Origin of the sequence: Candidatus Phytoplasma mali (assembly GCF_000026205.1) — a bacterium.
Taxonomy (GTDB): domain Bacteria; phylum Bacillota_I; class Bacilli_A; order Acholeplasmatales; family Acholeplasmataceae; genus Phytoplasma; species Phytoplasma mali.
Genome location: NC_011047.1, coordinates 426869 through 441104 on the forward strand (window position 1 = coordinate 426869; position 14236 = coordinate 441104).

Annotated in this window: 27 protein-coding genes; all 27 read left to right on the forward strand. The window is 24.4% G+C overall.

Translation table 11 applies throughout. The annotated features are described in order from the left end of the window. The first annotated feature begins 4 nt into the window (after positions 1 to 4). The 27 genes from rpsS (at position 5) to ATP_RS02010 (ending at position 14213) form a co-directional block, all read left to right on the forward strand. Positions 5 to 286: a 30S ribosomal protein S19 gene (gene rpsS / locus ATP_RS01880; protein ID WP_012504491.1), complete on the forward strand. Its 282-nt coding sequence runs from the start codon at positions 5 to 7 to the stop codon at positions 284 to 286. 17 nt (positions 287 to 303) lie between these two features. Further along, positions 304 to 699, forward strand: coding sequence for a 50S ribosomal protein L22 (rplV, locus tag ATP_RS01885; RefSeq protein ID WP_012504492.1), 396 nt, complete (start codon positions 304 to 306; stop codon positions 697 to 699). After that, positions 683 to 1420, forward strand: coding sequence for a 30S ribosomal protein S3 (rpsC, locus tag ATP_RS01890; protein WP_012504493.1), 738 nt, complete (start codon positions 683 to 685; stop codon positions 1418 to 1420). Before rplV ends, rpsC begins: the two co-directional genes overlap by 17 nt. A 2-nt stretch (positions 1421 to 1422) precedes the next feature. Then, a complete protein-coding gene (gene rplP, locus ATP_RS01895) occupies positions 1423 to 1845 on the forward strand; it encodes a 50S ribosomal protein L16 (protein WP_012504494.1) in 423 nt (140 codons plus the stop codon). Beyond that, complete coding sequence (gene rpmC, locus ATP_RS02840; RefSeq protein WP_012504495.1) at positions 1845 to 2132, forward strand: 50S ribosomal protein L29; 288 nt, start codon at positions 1845 to 1847, stop codon at positions 2130 to 2132. Before rplP ends, rpmC begins: the two co-directional genes overlap by 1 nt. A gap of 59 nt (positions 2133 to 2191) precedes the next feature. Then, positions 2192 to 2461: a 30S ribosomal protein S17 gene (gene rpsQ, locus ATP_RS01905; protein WP_012504496.1), complete on the forward strand. Its 270-nt coding sequence runs from the start codon at positions 2192 to 2194 to the stop codon at positions 2459 to 2461. Next, the gene (rplN, locus tag ATP_RS01910) at positions 2458 to 2826 is read left to right on the forward strand and encodes a 50S ribosomal protein L14 (protein WP_012504497.1); all 369 of its coding nucleotides are present in this window, start codon (positions 2458 to 2460) and stop codon (positions 2824 to 2826) included. Before rpsQ ends, rplN begins: the two co-directional genes overlap by 4 nt. Positions 2827 to 2843: 17 nt before the next feature. Beyond that, complete coding sequence (rplX, locus tag ATP_RS01915; protein WP_012504498.1) at positions 2844 to 3191, forward strand: 50S ribosomal protein L24; 348 nt, start codon at positions 2844 to 2846, stop codon at positions 3189 to 3191. A 16-nt stretch (positions 3192 to 3207) separates the two neighbouring features. Beyond that, positions 3208 to 3744, forward strand: a complete 537-nt coding sequence (rplE, locus tag ATP_RS01920; RefSeq protein WP_012504499.1) for a 50S ribosomal protein L5 — start codon at positions 3208 to 3210, stop codon at positions 3742 to 3744. Between the two features lie 14 nt (positions 3745 to 3758). After that, a complete protein-coding gene (gene rpsN / locus ATP_RS01925) occupies positions 3759 to 4028 on the forward strand; it encodes a 30S ribosomal protein S14 (protein WP_012504500.1) in 270 nt (89 codons plus the stop codon). A gap of 24 nt (positions 4029 to 4052) precedes the next feature. After that, entirely contained in the window at positions 4053 to 4445 is a 393-nt protein-coding gene (gene rpsH, locus ATP_RS01930; protein ID WP_012504501.1) for a 30S ribosomal protein S8, read from the forward strand. A 16-nt stretch (positions 4446 to 4461) separates the two neighbouring features. Next, complete coding sequence (gene rplF, locus ATP_RS01935; protein WP_012504502.1) at positions 4462 to 5007, forward strand: 50S ribosomal protein L6; 546 nt, start codon at positions 4462 to 4464, stop codon at positions 5005 to 5007. Positions 5008 to 5028: 21 nt separating this feature from the next. Continuing rightward, a complete protein-coding gene (gene rplR, locus ATP_RS01940; protein WP_012504503.1) occupies positions 5029 to 5382 on the forward strand; it encodes a 50S ribosomal protein L18 in 354 nt (117 codons plus the stop codon). Positions 5383 to 5393: 11 nt separating this feature from the next. Beyond that, positions 5394 to 5900, forward strand: coding sequence for a 30S ribosomal protein S5 (gene rpsE, locus ATP_RS01945; RefSeq protein ID WP_012504504.1), 507 nt, complete (start codon positions 5394 to 5396; stop codon positions 5898 to 5900). 6 nt (positions 5901 to 5906) lie between these two features. Next, the gene (rpmD, locus tag ATP_RS01950) at positions 5907 to 6092 is read left to right on the forward strand and encodes a 50S ribosomal protein L30 (RefSeq protein ID WP_012504505.1); all 186 of its coding nucleotides are present in this window, start codon (positions 5907 to 5909) and stop codon (positions 6090 to 6092) included. A gap of 15 nt (positions 6093 to 6107) precedes the next feature. Then, positions 6108 to 6548, forward strand: coding sequence for a 50S ribosomal protein L15 (gene rplO, locus ATP_RS01955; RefSeq protein ID WP_012504506.1), 441 nt, complete (start codon positions 6108 to 6110; stop codon positions 6546 to 6548). A gap of 3 nt (positions 6549 to 6551) precedes the next feature. Next, the gene (locus tag ATP_RS01960) at positions 6552 to 7796 is read left to right on the forward strand and encodes a preprotein translocase subunit SecY (RefSeq protein WP_012504507.1); all 1245 of its coding nucleotides are present in this window, start codon (positions 6552 to 6554) and stop codon (positions 7794 to 7796) included. Between the two features lie 50 nt (positions 7797 to 7846). After that, positions 7847 to 8593 (forward strand): type I methionyl aminopeptidase, encoded by a 747-nt coding sequence (gene map / locus ATP_RS01965; RefSeq protein WP_012504508.1) that lies wholly within the window; start codon positions 7847 to 7849, stop codon positions 8591 to 8593. 29 nt (positions 8594 to 8622) lie between these two features. Then, a complete protein-coding gene (infA, locus tag ATP_RS01970) occupies positions 8623 to 8862 on the forward strand; it encodes a translation initiation factor IF-1 (RefSeq protein WP_012504509.1) in 240 nt (79 codons plus the stop codon). Positions 8863 to 8899: 37 nt separating this feature from the next. Then, the gene (gene rpmJ / locus ATP_RS01975) at positions 8900 to 9016 is read left to right on the forward strand and encodes a 50S ribosomal protein L36 (RefSeq protein ID WP_012504510.1); all 117 of its coding nucleotides are present in this window, start codon (positions 8900 to 8902) and stop codon (positions 9014 to 9016) included. Between the two features lie 17 nt (positions 9017 to 9033). Beyond that, positions 9034 to 9417, forward strand: coding sequence for a 30S ribosomal protein S13 (gene rpsM, locus ATP_RS01980; RefSeq protein ID WP_012504511.1), 384 nt, complete (start codon positions 9034 to 9036; stop codon positions 9415 to 9417). Between the two features lie 19 nt (positions 9418 to 9436). Continuing rightward, positions 9437 to 9823, forward strand: a complete 387-nt coding sequence (gene rpsK, locus ATP_RS01985; RefSeq protein ID WP_041186083.1) for a 30S ribosomal protein S11 — start codon at positions 9437 to 9439, stop codon at positions 9821 to 9823. Between the two features lie 14 nt (positions 9824 to 9837). Further along, the gene (locus tag ATP_RS01990; RefSeq protein ID WP_012504513.1) at positions 9838 to 10833 is read left to right on the forward strand and encodes a DNA-directed RNA polymerase subunit alpha; all 996 of its coding nucleotides are present in this window, start codon (positions 9838 to 9840) and stop codon (positions 10831 to 10833) included. 6 nt (positions 10834 to 10839) lie between these two features. Beyond that, positions 10840 to 11196 (forward strand): 50S ribosomal protein L17, encoded by a 357-nt coding sequence (gene rplQ / locus ATP_RS01995; protein ID WP_012504514.1) that lies wholly within the window; start codon positions 10840 to 10842, stop codon positions 11194 to 11196. A 304-nt stretch (positions 11197 to 11500) separates the two neighbouring features. After that, positions 11501 to 12325 carry an ATP-binding cassette domain-containing protein gene (locus ATP_RS02000; protein WP_012504515.1) on the forward strand — a complete coding sequence of 275 codons (825 nt, stop codon included), beginning with the start codon at positions 11501 to 11503 and terminating at the stop codon, positions 12323 to 12325. Continuing rightward, on the forward strand, positions 12301 to 13146 hold the full coding sequence (locus ATP_RS02005; protein ID WP_012504516.1) for an ATP-binding cassette domain-containing protein: 846 nt from the start codon (positions 12301 to 12303) through the stop codon (positions 13144 to 13146). Before ATP_RS02000 ends, ATP_RS02005 begins: the two co-directional genes overlap by 25 nt. Before the next feature lie 23 nt (positions 13147 to 13169). Then, the gene (locus tag ATP_RS02010; protein ID WP_012504517.1) at positions 13170 to 14213 is read left to right on the forward strand and encodes an energy-coupling factor transporter transmembrane component T; all 1044 of its coding nucleotides are present in this window, start codon (positions 13170 to 13172) and stop codon (positions 14211 to 14213) included. Positions 14214 to 14236 lie beyond the last annotated feature (23 nt).

The following is a 14236-nucleotide window of genomic DNA, read 5'->3' on the forward strand; positions in this document are numbered from 1 at the left end:
AAATATGCCACGTTCAGTTAAAAAAGGACCTTTTTATGACAATCATTTATTAGTTAAAGTTTTAAAACAAAAAGATCTTAAAAATAAAAAAGTTATTAAAACATGGTCAAGAAGATCAACTATTTTGCCACAATTTAGAGGAAACACTTTTGCTGTTTATAATGGACGTGTACACATACCTGTTTATATTAATGAAGATATGGTGGGACATAAATTGGGAGAATTTTCTCCAACACGAACTTATCGTGGACATGATAAAAAAGATAAAAAAATTCAAAAAAAATAGTAGAAAGGAATAAAAAAATGATTTCTAAAGCTATTATAAAAAAAGTATCAATTGCTCCTCGAAAAGCACGTTTAGTAGTTGATTTAATTCGTGGTAAAGAAATTAAAGTAGCTAAAGCTATTTTAATGTTTACTCCTAAATCAGCTTCAAGTATTGTTTTAAAACTTTTAAATAGTGCTGAAGCTAATTTGGCGCAAAATATTAATTTAAAATCTAATGATTTTTATATTTCTGAAGTTTATGTTAATGAAGGAATACGTTTAAAACGTTTGTTTCCGCGAGCTAAAGGTTCAGGTGATATGATTAAAAAAAGAACTAGTCATATTGTTTTAAAATTATCTATGGCAAAAGAAATTAAAGAAGAAATTAAAGCTAAAAAAAAGGAGGTTAATATTCATGGGACAAAAATCTAATCCTAATGGTTTAAGATTAGGTATTATTAAAAATTGGGATTCTAAATGGTTTGCAAATTTTAAAAAAACTCCACAATTTATTCATGAAGATTTTTGCATTCGTAATTTTATTAATAAAAATTACTCTAAGGCTTTAATTGCTCAAATTGAAATTGAGCGTAGTAAGAAAAAAGATAAAGAAATTATTAAAATTAATTTACATGTTGCTAAATCTAATATAATTAACGGGAAAGATAATGAATCACTGAAAAAAATTACTAAACAAATAGAACAAATAACAAAAAAAGAAGTATTTTTTAATGTTATAGAAATTAAAAATCCTGATAAAGTAGCTATTTTAGTAGCAAAAACAATGGCTGAACAATTAGAACAGCGTTTTTATTTTAGACGTGTACAAAAAATGGCCATTCAAAAAGTTTTAAAAACAGGAGTTAAAGGTGTTAAAACTTTAATTTCCGGTCGTTTAGGTGGTTTAGAAATGGCCCGTAGTGAAGGTTATTTAGAAGGTAGAGTTCCACTTAATACTTTACGAGCAGATGTTGAGTATGCATTTACAGAAGCTCATACAACTTACGGATCTTTTGGTGTTAAAGTATGGATTTTTCATGGTGATGTTTTACCAGGCGAAACTATTTTAGATACTAGAAAACCTTTTGCTATAAAAAGCAATTATATTTCTAAAAATAATAAAAAAAGCAATAATTATAAAGGTGATAAATAATTATGTTAATGCCTAAGAGAACTAAATACCGTCGTCCTCATCGTTTAAGTTATGAAGGTAAGGTGAAAGGTAAAAATTTAATTGTTAATGGTAATTATGGTTTGATAGCACAAGAGGGTAATTGGATTACTAACAAGCAAATCGAAGCTGCTCGTATCGCTATGACTCGTCATATGAAAAGAACAGGAAAAGTTTGGATTAATATTTTCCCTCATTTATCTTTAACTAGAAAACCTTTGGAAGTACGTATGGGTTCGGGTAAAGGTGCTCCAGAAGAATGGGTAGCTGTAGTTAAAAAAGGTAAAGTTTTATTTGAAGTAAGTGATTTAAATAATTCTGTTAAAGCAGAATTAGAAGCTTTAAGATTAGCATCGCATAAATTACCTATTAAAACTAAAATTGTTAAAAAGGGTGAGCAAAAATAATGAAAATACAACAATTTCGTAAAATGAATATTAAAGAATTGCAAGATAATTTAATTAATTTTAAAGAAGAATTTTTTCGTTTACGATTTAAGTTATCTTTAGGTCAATTAACCAATACTTCTCAAATTAATAAAGTTAAAAAAAATATTGCTCGTGTTAAAACTGTTATAACAGATAATTTTTTATCTAAAAAAAATTTTTCTAAACTTGAAAATAGTAATTTTAAAGATACAGAAGAAAATAAAAAAGAAAAAATAATATTAGAAAAAAGTATAAAATCATTATAATAATAATTAAGATAACTTTAATATTAATTTTTTTAACTATAATATAAGGAGGGATTAAAATGTTACGTAATTCTAGAAAAATTTTTACAGGCAATGTTGTTTCTGATAAAATGAATAAAACTATCACTGTAGTAGTAAATGTTTATAAAAAAGATTTGTTATATGGAAAAATAGTTAAAAAATCTAGAAAATTTTATGTTCATGATGAAACTGAAAAAGCCAAAAAGGGTAACTTAATTAGTTTTATGGAAACTAGACCTCTTTCTAAAACTAAAAAATTTCGTTTACTAAAAATTATTTTTAGCAATGATAAGGATAAAAAACAATGATTCAACGAGAAAGTCGTTTAGTTGTTGCCGATAATAGTGGCGCTAAAGAGGTTTTAGTTATTAATATTTTAGGTGGAAGTACTGGTTTTTATGCTAATATTGGAGATATTGTTATTGTAACTGTAAAAAAAGCAATTTCTTCTGGTGCTATTAAAGCGGGAGATGTATTAAAAGCTGTTATAGTTAGAACCAAATATGGTTTAAGACGTAAAGATGGTTCTTATATTAAATTTGATGAAAATGCTGTAGTTATTATTAAAGATGATTTAACTCCAAGAGGTACTCGTATTTTTGGCTCAATAGCACGCGAATTAAGAGAAAAAAAATTTACTAAAATTATTTCTTTAGCACAAGAAGTATTATAAAGGAAGTATGATACGATATGCATATTAAATTAGGAGATAAAGTAGCAATTATTGCTGGTAAAAATCGTTTTGTTACTGATGAAAACGGTAAAAAAATTATTAAAACTGGAAAAATTTTAAAAATTTTCCATAAACAACAAAAAGTATTGGTTGAAGGTATTAATATTGTTTTTAAGCATAAAGCTCCTTTAAAAGATGAAGATAAAGGTAATATTATTAAACAAGAAGCACCAATACATATTTCTAATGTAGCTTTAATTGATTCTTTAAAAAATGTTCCCACTAGAGTTGGTTATCGTATAGAAAATAATAAAAAAGTTCGTTATTTTAAGAAATCAGGAACTATAATAGAAGATTTGAACTAAGGAGAAATTTTAATAAATGACAAAAAGATATCATAACAAAGAAGAAATAATTTCTTTTTTAACTAAAAAATTTAGTTATAAATCTTTAATGCAAGTTCCTAAAATAGATAAAATTGTTATTAATATGGGCGTTGGTGATGCTGTAACTAATCCTAAAGTTTTAGAAAATGTCCTTGAAGAATTAACTTTATTAAGTGGTCAACGCCCGGTAGCTACTAAAGCTAAAAAATCAATTTCTAATTTTAAACTAAGAGAAGGAATGCTTATTGGCGCTAAAGTTACTTTAAGAGGTGAAAGAAAAGAATCTTTTTTATATAAATTAACTCAAGTAGTTTTACCTCGTGTAAGGGATTTTAGAGGTGTTTCTTCTAAATCTTTTGATGGTAGAGGTAATTATTCTTTAGGTTTAAAAGAACAAATTGTTTTTCCAGAAATAAATATTGATAAAATAACTAAAAATCGTGGTATGGATATTATTATTGTTACTACTGCTAAAACCAATAAAGAAGCTAAAGAATTACTAGAGCTTTATGGTATGCCTTTTAAAGATTAAGGGAGAAAAAATATATGGCTAAAAAATCCAAAATAGTTAAAAATCAAAAACAAATGTTATTAATCGCAAAATATGCTGATAAATATTTTGAATTAAAAAAAAATGCTGATTATGAAGGTTTATCTATGATTCCTGCTAAGGCTTCAAGAGTACGTTACAGAAATAGAGACTCAATTGATGGCCGCTCTCGTGGATATATGCGAAAATTTGGTATTTCTAGAATTAAATTTCGAGAATTAGCACATAAAGGTGAAATACCAGGTATTAAAAAAGCTAGTTGGTAAAAAAGGGAGATTAATAAATAATATATGGTTATGACTGATAATATTGCTGATATGTTAACTCGCATTAGAAATGCGAATCAAATGCATCATTTGCAAGTAGTAGTTCCGATTTCAAAGTTGAAAGTGGAAATTTTAAAAGTATTAAAAGAAGAAGGTTTTATAAAAAACTTTTTTATTAAAGAATTTAAACGAGAAATTATTATTAGTTTAAAGTATACAATCGAAAGAGAAAGAGTTATCAAAGGTTTAAAAAAAATTTCTAAACCGGGTTTAAAAGTATATACTTCAGTAGAAAAAATTCCTAAGGTATTGAGTGGTTTAGGTATTGCATTGATTTCTACTAATAAAGGTATTTTAACAGATAATAAAGCTCGTTTAGAAAAAGTAGGCGGCGAAGTATTGGCTTATATTTGGTAATGAAAGGAATAACAACATGTCAAGAATAGGCAATAAAGAAATTCAAGTTCCTGATTCTGTTAATGTACAAATTCAGGATAAAAATTTTATTGTTGTTACAGGCCCTCAGGGAAAACTTGAATATCAATTTAATCATAAAATTAAAATTCTTCTTATAAATACTATTATCAAAGTATCACGTCCTAATAATGAACTTTTTATGAAAAAAATTCATGGTACTACTCGTGCTTTATTATCTAATATGATTGAAGGGGTAGAAAAAGGATTTGTTAAACGCTTAGAAATTGTAGGTTTAGATTACAAAGTTGATTTACAAGGCGATAATTTAATTTTACATTTAGGTTTTTCGCATTCTATTAAAATTACGATACCTAAAGGTATTGATATAGAAATTCCTAAAAAAATTAAAGGTATTCATATTAAAGGTATAGATAAACAATTTGTAGGTGAATTTGCTTCTAAAATAGCTAAATTACGTAAACCAGAACCTTATAAAGGAAAAGGTATTCGTTTTGAAGGTCAATATGTTATTCGTAAAGCTGGTAAGAGTACTAAAAAATAAAGAAAGGTTGATTAAATATTTATGATCATTAAAAAAATATCTAATTTAGTTCGTAAAAAACGTCATTTAAAATTAAGAAAAAAAATTATTGGTACAAACCAAAAACCACGTTTAAATATTTTTCGTTCTAATAAATCTTTTTATATACAATTAATAGATGATGAAAAGCGAATAACTTTATGTAGTGTTCATAGTAAAGAAGTTGATTCTAAAGGTTTAAATATAACAACCGCTACTAAAGTTGGTGAACTAATAGCTCAGAAAGCTTTAGCTCAAGGTATTGTTAATGTAGTTTTCGACAGAGGTGGATTTTTGTATCATGGCAAAATTGAAGCTTTAGCTGATGCTTCTCGAAGATTAGGGTTAAAGTTTTAAAGGTAATTGATATGATAAAACAAAAGTTTAATAAAAAAGTAAATTTATTTGAAGAAAAAGTAGTTAAAATAAAACGCATTACTAAAGTAGTTAAAGGCGGACGACGTTTTCGTTTTGCTGTTTTATTAGTTGTAGGTGATAAAAAAGGTAGAGTAGGTTTTGCTACTGGAAAATCTCAAGAAGTTGTAGAGTCAATAAAAAAAGCTTCAGAAAAAGCAAAAAAAAATTTAATAAATGTACCTTTATATAGAACAACCATCACACATTTGATTACTGGTCACTTTGGTGCTACTAAAATTTTGTTAAAACCAGTTATTAAGGGTACAGGTATTATTGCAGGTGGTAATGCTGCAAGAACTATTTTTGAATTAGCAGGTATTAATGATATTTCAGCTAAAACTTTAGGTTCTAGAACATCTATTAATGTTTTAAGAGCTATTGTAGATGGTTTAAAAAAATTAAGAACAAAAGAAGAAATTGCTAAAATAAGAGGAATTTCTTTTGATAAGGTGGAATAATAAAAAATGAAAAAACCACAATTTATTATTATTTTAAATAAAAGTTTAATTGCTCGAACTAAATCACAAATTCAAACAGCACATATTTTAGGTTTAAGAAAAATTAATCAAAAAGTTATAAAAGATGATAATCCAGTTAATAGAGGTATGATTAGAAAAATTTATCATTTAGTTACTATTGAAAAACTTTAGAGAGGATATGAAATTATGTTGCATCAAATAAAACCATTTAAAGGCGCGCGTAAAACAGTTAAGCGTTTAGGTCGAGGTTGTGGTAGTGGCACTGGTAAAACTTCTGGCAAAGGTCATAAAGGGCAATTAGCACGTTCTGGTGGTGGTGTTAGACCAGGTTTTGAAGGCGGTCAAATACCTTTTTTTCAGAGAATTCCTAAACGTGGGTTTCATAATATTAATCAAAAAAAATATTCTATAGTTAATCTAGGTGCTTTAGAAATATTGGAAAATAACACTTTAGTAAATCAAGAATTATTATTAGAAAAAAAAATTATTAAAAGTATACTACCTAATGGAGTTAAAATTTTATCTAAAGGGAAATTAACAAAAAAATTAAATTTTAAAGTTTCTAAATATTCAAAAAAAGCTCAAGAAAATATTAAATTAGTTGGTGGCAATATTGAGGTTAATTAAAAGATGTTAAAAAAAATAAAATTAATTTTTAATAGTAAATTAATTTTCAGATTCATTTTCACTTTATTTATTATTTTTATTTTTATTTTAGGACGTAGTATACAAATCCCTTTTTTAAATGTACAAATACAAACTATTATTCAATTATTGAAAGGTTTGACTACATCTGATAAATTTTTAATTAATTTTGATCTTAATAATTTTAATTTATTATCTTTAAGCATATATCCTTATATTACTATTTCTATTTTTATTCAATTGGTTCAAAAATTCATTCCTCATTTGAAAGAATGGCGTGAACAAGGCGAAGTTGGAAAACAAAAATTAAATCGTTTAACTCGTTTTTTAGCTATTTTATTAGCTATGTTTCAAAGTTATTTAATGATTAATAAATATAGTGGTAATAAAGAAAGTGGTGGTGAGATATTTATTGGAGAAAAGTTATATATATCGTTTTTTTTAGCTACCGGAACAGCTATTGCTATTTGGTTATCTGATTTAATTACAGCCAAAGGGGTTGGTAATGGAACTTCAATTTTAATTATGGTTGGAATGAGTAGTGGAGTAATTACTACTTTTCAAAAAATATTTGCATTTTGGAATACAGACAAAATTAAATTTTTTGCTTTATTGTTTTTTTTATTATTTATTTTAATATCTACTATTATAGTTTATTTAGCTACTTTAAAAATTCCTATTATTTATCCTAATAAAAAAAGTCAAGTAGAAAATTATATTCCTTTAAAAATTAATGTTCCTGGTGTATTGCCAATTATTTTAACATCCACAATGCAAGCATTTTTTATGTTTTGTATTAATAATATACCATTTTTTAATCAATTAAAATGTAAAGATAAAATTATAGAGTTTATTAGTATATCTACTAATTTAGGAATTATTTTTTTTGTTTGTTTAATAATTTTCTTCTCTTTTTTAACTGCTTTTTTAATTGTAAATACTAATGATATTGCCGAACATTTATCTAAACAAGATGCTTATATTGAAAATTGTAGACCAGGTAAACAGACTGTGGAAAAAATATCTTATGATTTTTTCAGAATTACTATTATTGGTGTTTTTTTTATGATTTTTTTATTTGTATTACCTCTGTTAATTAGTAAAGGTTTTGATTTTAAGGAATTTAAAATAGGGGGAACAGGATTTTTAATTATTGTTGGTGTTTCTATTGAAACTTTACAACAAATTAGTTCTACTGCCAATAAAGAAGATTATGCAAAAATTTTTTAAAAAAATAATAATTACATGTTTTTTATTTTATAAATTTATAGGTAAATTAAATGATTCTGATTAAAACAGAAAATGAAATTAATTTAATGAAACAAGCTGGTTTTATTTTAAAAACTCTTAGAAAAATGTTAAGTTTATATTTAAAACCTGGCATTTCAACTTATTATTTAGATATTTTGGCTAAAAATTTTATTAAAAAACAAAGAGCTGTTTCTGCTTTTAAAGATTATCAAGGTTTTTCTAAACATATTTGTACTTCTGTTAATGAAGTAGTTGTTCACGGTATTCCTTCTAAAAAACAAATTTTAAAATCAGGTGATATTATCACTATTGATTTAGGAATTAATTATAAAGGTTACTTTGTTGACTCAGCTTTTACTTATGCTATTGGAAGTGTTGAAACACCAATTATTCAACTTATAGAGGTGACGCAAAAAGCTTTATATGAAGGTTTAAAACAAGTTAAACCTAATAATTATATTGTTGACATTTCTCGAGCTATAGAAGAATTTATTAAACCTTACGGATATGGAATTGTTAAGGATTTTACCGGCCATGGGATTGGAAAAAATTTACATGAAGAACCTTATATTCCAAATTGTATAGTGGTTGATCAAGAAAACGTTGAATTAAAACCAGGAATGATTTTTTGCATTGAACCAATGATTACTTTAGGTAATGAAGAAATAGAAATTTTATTGGATAATTGGACAGCTGTTACTGTTGATCGCAGTTTGAGTGCTCACTTTGAACATACTGTTTTAGTTACTGAAAAAGGTTATGAAATTTTAACTTAAGATTTAAAAAAAGGCTGGTGATTTTATAAGTGTTAAAACAAAACTCTAAAGAAGAATTATTACAAGTAGATGCAAAAGTTATTGAAGTTTTACCTAATGCAAATACTAAATTTAAGGTTAGATTAATTTCTAATAATAAAATTATTTTAGCTCATGTTTCTGGTAAAATTCGTATTAATAAAATCCGTGTTTTACTTGGCGATAGAGTTAAAGTAGAAATATCTGCTTATAATTTTAATGAAGGACGAATTGTTTATCGTTATACATAAAATTAATTAATATTTTTTTCAAAAGGAGAAATATATAATGAAAGTAAGATCATCTGTTAAAAAACGCAGTCCAGATGATATTATTGTACGTCGAAAAGGACGTGTTTATATCATTAATAAAAAAAATAGAAGACATAATCAAAGACAAGGATAATTTAAAGGAGTATTTTTATGGCAAGAATTGCAGGTGTTGAAATTCCTAGTAATAAAAGAGTTGTAATTGCTTTAACTTATATTCGCGGTATTGGAATAAAAAAAGCTCAAAATATTTTGAGTGATTTAAAAGAAATTGATATCAATACTAAAGTAGAAGATTTAAAAGAACAACATTTGATCGCTATTAGAAATAAAATTCAAAATGGTAATTATTTAGTAGAAGGCGATTTAAAAAGAGAAGTTGCTTTAAATATAAAACGTTTGATGGAAAATGGATCTTATAGAGGTTTACGCCATCGTAAAGGTTTACCTTCTCGTGGTCAAAATACTAGAAATAATGCTAGAACTATAAAAGGTAAGCGTAGGACAAAAAACACGGTTGCTAATAATAAAAAATAGAAAAGGTTAATATTTGTTTATGATTAAGAAAAAAAAAAATAAAAATAAATTTAAAAAAAATATTAATTTAGGAATAGCACATATTCACACTACTTTTAATAATACTATTTTAACTATTACTGATTTACAAGGCAACACTATTACTTGGAGTAGTGCTGGATCTTTGGGTTTTAAAGGAAGTCGTAAATCAACACCTTTTGCGGCTCAAATTGCATCATCAACCGCAGCAAAAGCAGCTTTAGAACATGGAATGTTGAAAGTAGAAGTTTTTATTAAAGGCCCAGGCGCAGGACGAGAAGCTTCTATACGTTCTTTACAGGCTTCAGGATTAGAAATTACTTCAATTAGGGATGTTACAACAGTACCGCATAATGGTTGTAGACCTCCTAAACGTCCTCGTGGATAAGAATTTATAAAGATATGAAAAAAATTAAATTTATTAATCTTTTTTTTCTTGAAGAAAATTTATCTGAAGATTTATCTTTTGGTAGGTTTATTATTCAAAATTTAGAACCTTCTTATGGTGTTACTATTGGTAATCCTTTAAGGAGAGTTTTATTATCTTCTTTACCTGGAGCCGGGATAGTTTATGTGGAAATTAAAGGTGTTGATCATGAGTTTAGTACAATTCCTGGAGTTTATGAGGATGTAATGTCTATTGTTTTAAATTTAAAACAAGTGGTGATATCTGTAGATTCAATAGATGATGATTTTGAACAAGAAATGGAATTGTTTGTTACAGGAAAACAAAAAGTAACAGCTTCTTGTTTTGAACAAGTTGAAGGTATTAAAATTATTAATCCTGAACAAGAGATAGCTAATTTAGTATCTGAAAATGCTTCTTTAAAAATGACTGTATTAATTAAAAGAGGAATAGGTTATGTTAGCGCTGAAGAAAATAAGATTTATACAAAAAAAAAGAAAGGTTTAATTAGTATTGATACTTTGTACACACCTGTTTCAAAAGTTTCTTATGATATAGAAAAAAAATTAGGTGATAAAGAAGAATTAGCAATTGAAATTACTACTAATAAATCTACTACAGCTAAAGATGCTTTAACTACAGCTTCTAAAATTTTATTTGATCATTTTAGTTTTTTAGCTAATTTAAATGAAAAAAAAGATCAAATCAGTTTCATTTATAAACCAAAGAAAGAATTACCTAATAAATCTTTAGAATTAAGAATTGACCAATTAGAATTATCTGTTCGTTTGTTTAATTGTTTAAAAAAATCAGGAATTGAAAAAGTATCTGATTTAGTTTTATTAAAAGAAGAAGAAGTTTTTAAATTAAAAAGCTTAGGTAGAAAATCTTTTAATGAATTAAAAGAAAAATTTAAGCAACATGGTCTTGAATTTCAAAATGATTTAGAAAAAAAATTATATTATGATGATGAAGAAGAAATGGAGGAATAATCGATAATGGCTTATAGTAAATTAAGACGTAATACATCTCAAAGAAAATCTTTATTAAGAAGCTTAGTTTCTGATTTAATTATTAAAGAAAAAATTATTACCACCGAATCTAAAGCTAAAGAATTACAAAAAAAGGTTGAAAAAGTCATTACTTTAGCTAAAAAAAAGAGTTTACACCATAGACGTCAAGTATTTAAAAAATTATTTGATGAAAATATCAATAAAGAACAAACTGTTACTCAAAAATTATTTACAACTACAGCTGAAAAATATATGAAGAGAAATGGTGGTTATACAAGGATAATTAAAACTGTTCCTCGTCGTGGGGATGCGGCTCCTATGGCTATAATTACTTTTGTTTAAAATAATTAAATTTTAAAAAATGTCTTATTTTATTTCTATAAGACATTTTATTTATTTTAATACAGAAATTATTTTACATTGTTCATATTTTAAAAAAATTAATTATTTATAAAATACTTAATTTAAATATTTTTTTTACTAAAATATTAATATAATTTAGTACTTATATTTTATAATAAAGTAAATTTTTTAATAATTTATTTTAAATTATATTTTTTACATATAAAATCACAATAATTTATTAAAAATAAATAATAATATCTTATTTAATATATAATAAAAGTTAAAGGTGATTATATTTTTTATGTTAGAAATTCAAAATTTAAGTTTTGTTTATGATGATAAAACAGTATTAAAAAATTTAAGTTTTAATATTGACAAAAATAATTGGGTCTCTATTATGGGTCATAATGGTTCAGGTAAATCAACTTTAGCTAAAATTTTAGTTGGTTTATTAGAACCTTTTGAAGGAAATGTTTTAATTGATAGTTTAAAGTTAAATTATAATAGTTTACCATTTTTACGTAATAAAATTGGTATGGTTTTTCAAAATCCGGATTATCAATTTATAGGTCATACAGTAAAAGATGACATAGCTTTTGGTTTAGAAAATCAAAATTTGTCTAGAAATGAAATTATAAAAAGGGTTTATGATTATTCTGAAATGGTTGGTATGAGTAATTTTTTAAATAAAAATCCACAAGAACTTTCTGGTGGACAGAAACAGAAAGTTGCTATTGCATCTGTTTTAGCTATGCAACCAGAAATTATTATTTTTGATGAAGTTACCGCTTTTTTAGATAATCAATCAAAAAAAGAAATTGAAAATATTATTAAAAAAATTAAAGATAAAATTGTTATTACTATTACTCATGATTTAGATTTCGCTTCTAAAAGTGATGAAATCATTGTTTTATCACAAGGTAAATTAGTAAAGAAATCTAAACCAGAAATTATTTTAGAGAATCAAGTTTTTGTAAATCAATATAGTTTAGAACCAACTTTAGCTTTAAAAATTTATTATGAAATGCAAAAAGATATTATTTTTTATAAAGATAAAAAAATTAAAGATATACAAATATTAGAAAAGATGAAAGAAATTTTATGGCTATACAATTTGAAAAAGTAAAATATTTTTATGACAAAAAAAATAAAATTTCTTCTTTAAAAGATATTAATTTAAGTATTAAACCTGAAGGTGAATTTATTGCTTTAATTGGTAAAATAGGTTCTGGAAAAACAACTTTGGTTCAATTAATGAATGCTTTATTAATTACTGATATTGGTAAAATAATAATTTTTAATCAATTAATTAATTCTAAAACAAAAAAAAAAAAATTAGTTGCTTTAAAAAAGCAAATAGGATTAGTTTTTCAGTTTCCGGAGTATCAATTATTTGAAATTAGTGTTTTAAAAGATGTTATGTTTGCACCTGAAAATTTTACTAATGATTATGAATTATCTAAACAAAAATCGATTCAAGTTTTAAAAAAAATTGGTATTTCGGAAGATTTATTTGATAAATCTCCTTTTCAAATTAGTGATGGTCAACAGAGAAAAGTAGCCATTGCAGGTGTTTTAGCTATGGAACCAGATATTTTAATATTAGATGAACCTACAAGAGGTTTAGATTCTGTTAGTAAAAAAAATATAATGAATTTTTTTAAAGAAATATATAAAAAACAAAAAAAAACTATTATTATGATTACACATGATATTGATTTAGTGGCTGAATATGCTTCTAGAATTTTATTTTTGAAACAAGGTGAACTTGTTTTTGATGGGAATAAAGAAACTTTTTTTGAAAGTGATGATTTTTCTAAATTTGATTTAGATTATCCACAAACTTTTAAAATTTTAAAACATTTACAACAAACTATTGGAATTCCTTTTGAATATAAATATTGTTTTAAAACTTTATTAGAATATTTAAAAAAAATTTATCTTTAAAAAATATTTTTAAAGGGGTTTTTATGACAAAAAATGATTTAAATCTGAAATATGACAGAGAAATGATTTTTTCTGTTTCTAAATCTTCTTTGTTGCAAAGAATTCATCCCTCGTTTAAAATTTTAATTTTATTTTTTACACTTTTTATTATTTTTCGTTTACCTATTTATTTTCCAGAAGTTTCAGATAAAGAAAAAAAAATATTTTTAATATATGGATTTTTATTTTTTTTATTATTTTATTATTGTTTTTTTTATAATTGTTTTTTCCAACATTTTCTTGAACAAATTAAAAATTTAAGATTTTTATTTCTTTTTTCACTACTGATTCAATTTGAATCTTTTGAAAATAGAATTTCAACAAAACTATTATTTGCAATCCCCATTTATGATTGGAGTGGTTATAATAATTTTTTAATATTGATATTTTTGGTATTCTTTTATAATATAACTAAACAAAAAATTTTTTTTAAAATGATTTATTTTATTTTTTTGTTATTTTTATTTTTTGTTTTTCCGAGTTTAATTTTATCTTTATCCAAACCTTTATCAAATGTTCAAAATTATGGACTCCAAACAACATCTTTTTTAAAAAGTTTTTTTATTTTTTTACGATTAATAATTATTATTATGGTTATTTTTGTTTTTAATAAATCAACTTCTTTTATGGAAATTAATGATGGTTTAAGAATAATTTTATCTCCGTTAAAAAAAATTAAAATACCAGTAGAAATATTTACTTTTATGTTATCTTTAATTTTTATTTCTGTACCTTTTTTATTTCAAGAAACTGAAAAAATTTTAAAAGCTCAGACTTCTCGAGGAATGGATTTGCAAAATAAAAATTTTTTAAAAAAAATTAATAATTTATTATCTTTATTGATTCCTATTTTTGTTTTAGTTTTTAAAAGATCTTTAATTTTAGCTAATGCTATGGAAGTGAGAGGTTATGTTTTAGGAGCACCACGTACTAAAATGATTTATTATAAAGTTACAAAAATTGATGTTTTTTTTACTATGACGATAGTTTTTGTTTTTTTTATAATTAATTATGTTTTAATTAATTAAAAATTAAAAAATATAGGAGATAA

Excerpts from the sequence above, each read along its gene's own strand:
- rpsS (WP_012504491.1), top strand. The coding sequence starts at position 5 with ATGCCACGTTCAGTTAAAAAAGGACCTTTTTATGACAATCATTTATTA.
- rplV (WP_012504492.1), top strand. The coding sequence starts at position 304 with ATGATTTCTAAAGCTATTATAAAAAAAGTATCAATTGCTCCTCGAAAA.
- rpsC (WP_012504493.1), top strand. The coding sequence starts at position 683 with ATGGGACAAAAATCTAATCCTAATGGTTTAAGATTAGGTATTATTAAA.
- rplP (WP_012504494.1), top strand. The coding sequence starts at position 1,423 with ATGTTAATGCCTAAGAGAACTAAATACCGTCGTCCTCATCGTTTAAGT.
- rpmC (WP_012504495.1), top strand. The coding sequence starts at position 1,845 with ATGAAAATACAACAATTTCGTAAAATGAATATTAAAGAATTGCAAGAT.
- rpsQ (WP_012504496.1), top strand. The coding sequence starts at position 2,192 with ATGTTACGTAATTCTAGAAAAATTTTTACAGGCAATGTTGTTTCTGAT.
- rplN (WP_012504497.1), top strand. The coding sequence starts at position 2,458 with ATGATTCAACGAGAAAGTCGTTTAGTTGTTGCCGATAATAGTGGCGCT.
- rplX (WP_012504498.1), top strand. The coding sequence starts at position 2,844 with ATGCATATTAAATTAGGAGATAAAGTAGCAATTATTGCTGGTAAAAAT.
- rplE (WP_012504499.1), top strand. The coding sequence starts at position 3,208 with ATGACAAAAAGATATCATAACAAAGAAGAAATAATTTCTTTTTTAACT.
- rpsN (WP_012504500.1), top strand. The coding sequence starts at position 3,759 with ATGGCTAAAAAATCCAAAATAGTTAAAAATCAAAAACAAATGTTATTA.
- rpsH (WP_012504501.1), top strand. The coding sequence starts at position 4,053 with ATGGTTATGACTGATAATATTGCTGATATGTTAACTCGCATTAGAAAT.
- rplF (WP_012504502.1), top strand. The coding sequence starts at position 4,462 with ATGTCAAGAATAGGCAATAAAGAAATTCAAGTTCCTGATTCTGTTAAT.
- rplR (WP_012504503.1), top strand. The coding sequence starts at position 5,029 with ATGATCATTAAAAAAATATCTAATTTAGTTCGTAAAAAACGTCATTTA.
- rpsE (WP_012504504.1), top strand. The coding sequence starts at position 5,394 with ATGATAAAACAAAAGTTTAATAAAAAAGTAAATTTATTTGAAGAAAAA.
- rpmD (WP_012504505.1), top strand. The coding sequence starts at position 5,907 with ATGAAAAAACCACAATTTATTATTATTTTAAATAAAAGTTTAATTGCT.
- rplO (WP_012504506.1), top strand. The coding sequence starts at position 6,108 with ATGTTGCATCAAATAAAACCATTTAAAGGCGCGCGTAAAACAGTTAAG.
- ATP_RS01960 (WP_012504507.1), top strand. The coding sequence starts at position 6,552 with ATGTTAAAAAAAATAAAATTAATTTTTAATAGTAAATTAATTTTCAGA.
- map (WP_012504508.1), top strand. The coding sequence starts at position 7,847 with ATGATTCTGATTAAAACAGAAAATGAAATTAATTTAATGAAACAAGCT.
- rpmJ (WP_012504510.1), top strand. The coding sequence starts at position 8,900 with ATGAAAGTAAGATCATCTGTTAAAAAACGCAGTCCAGATGATATTATT.
- rpsM (WP_012504511.1), top strand. The coding sequence starts at position 9,034 with ATGGCAAGAATTGCAGGTGTTGAAATTCCTAGTAATAAAAGAGTTGTA.
- rpsK (WP_041186083.1), top strand. The coding sequence starts at position 9,437 with ATGATTAAGAAAAAAAAAAATAAAAATAAATTTAAAAAAAATATTAAT.
- ATP_RS01990 (WP_012504513.1), top strand. The coding sequence starts at position 9,838 with ATGAAAAAAATTAAATTTATTAATCTTTTTTTTCTTGAAGAAAATTTA.
- rplQ (WP_012504514.1), top strand. The coding sequence starts at position 10,840 with ATGGCTTATAGTAAATTAAGACGTAATACATCTCAAAGAAAATCTTTA.
- ATP_RS02000 (WP_012504515.1), top strand. The coding sequence starts at position 11,501 with ATGTTAGAAATTCAAAATTTAAGTTTTGTTTATGATGATAAAACAGTA.
- ATP_RS02005 (WP_012504516.1), top strand. The coding sequence starts at position 12,301 with ATGGCTATACAATTTGAAAAAGTAAAATATTTTTATGACAAAAAAAAT.
- ATP_RS02010 (WP_012504517.1), top strand. The coding sequence starts at position 13,170 with ATGACAAAAAATGATTTAAATCTGAAATATGACAGAGAAATGATTTTT.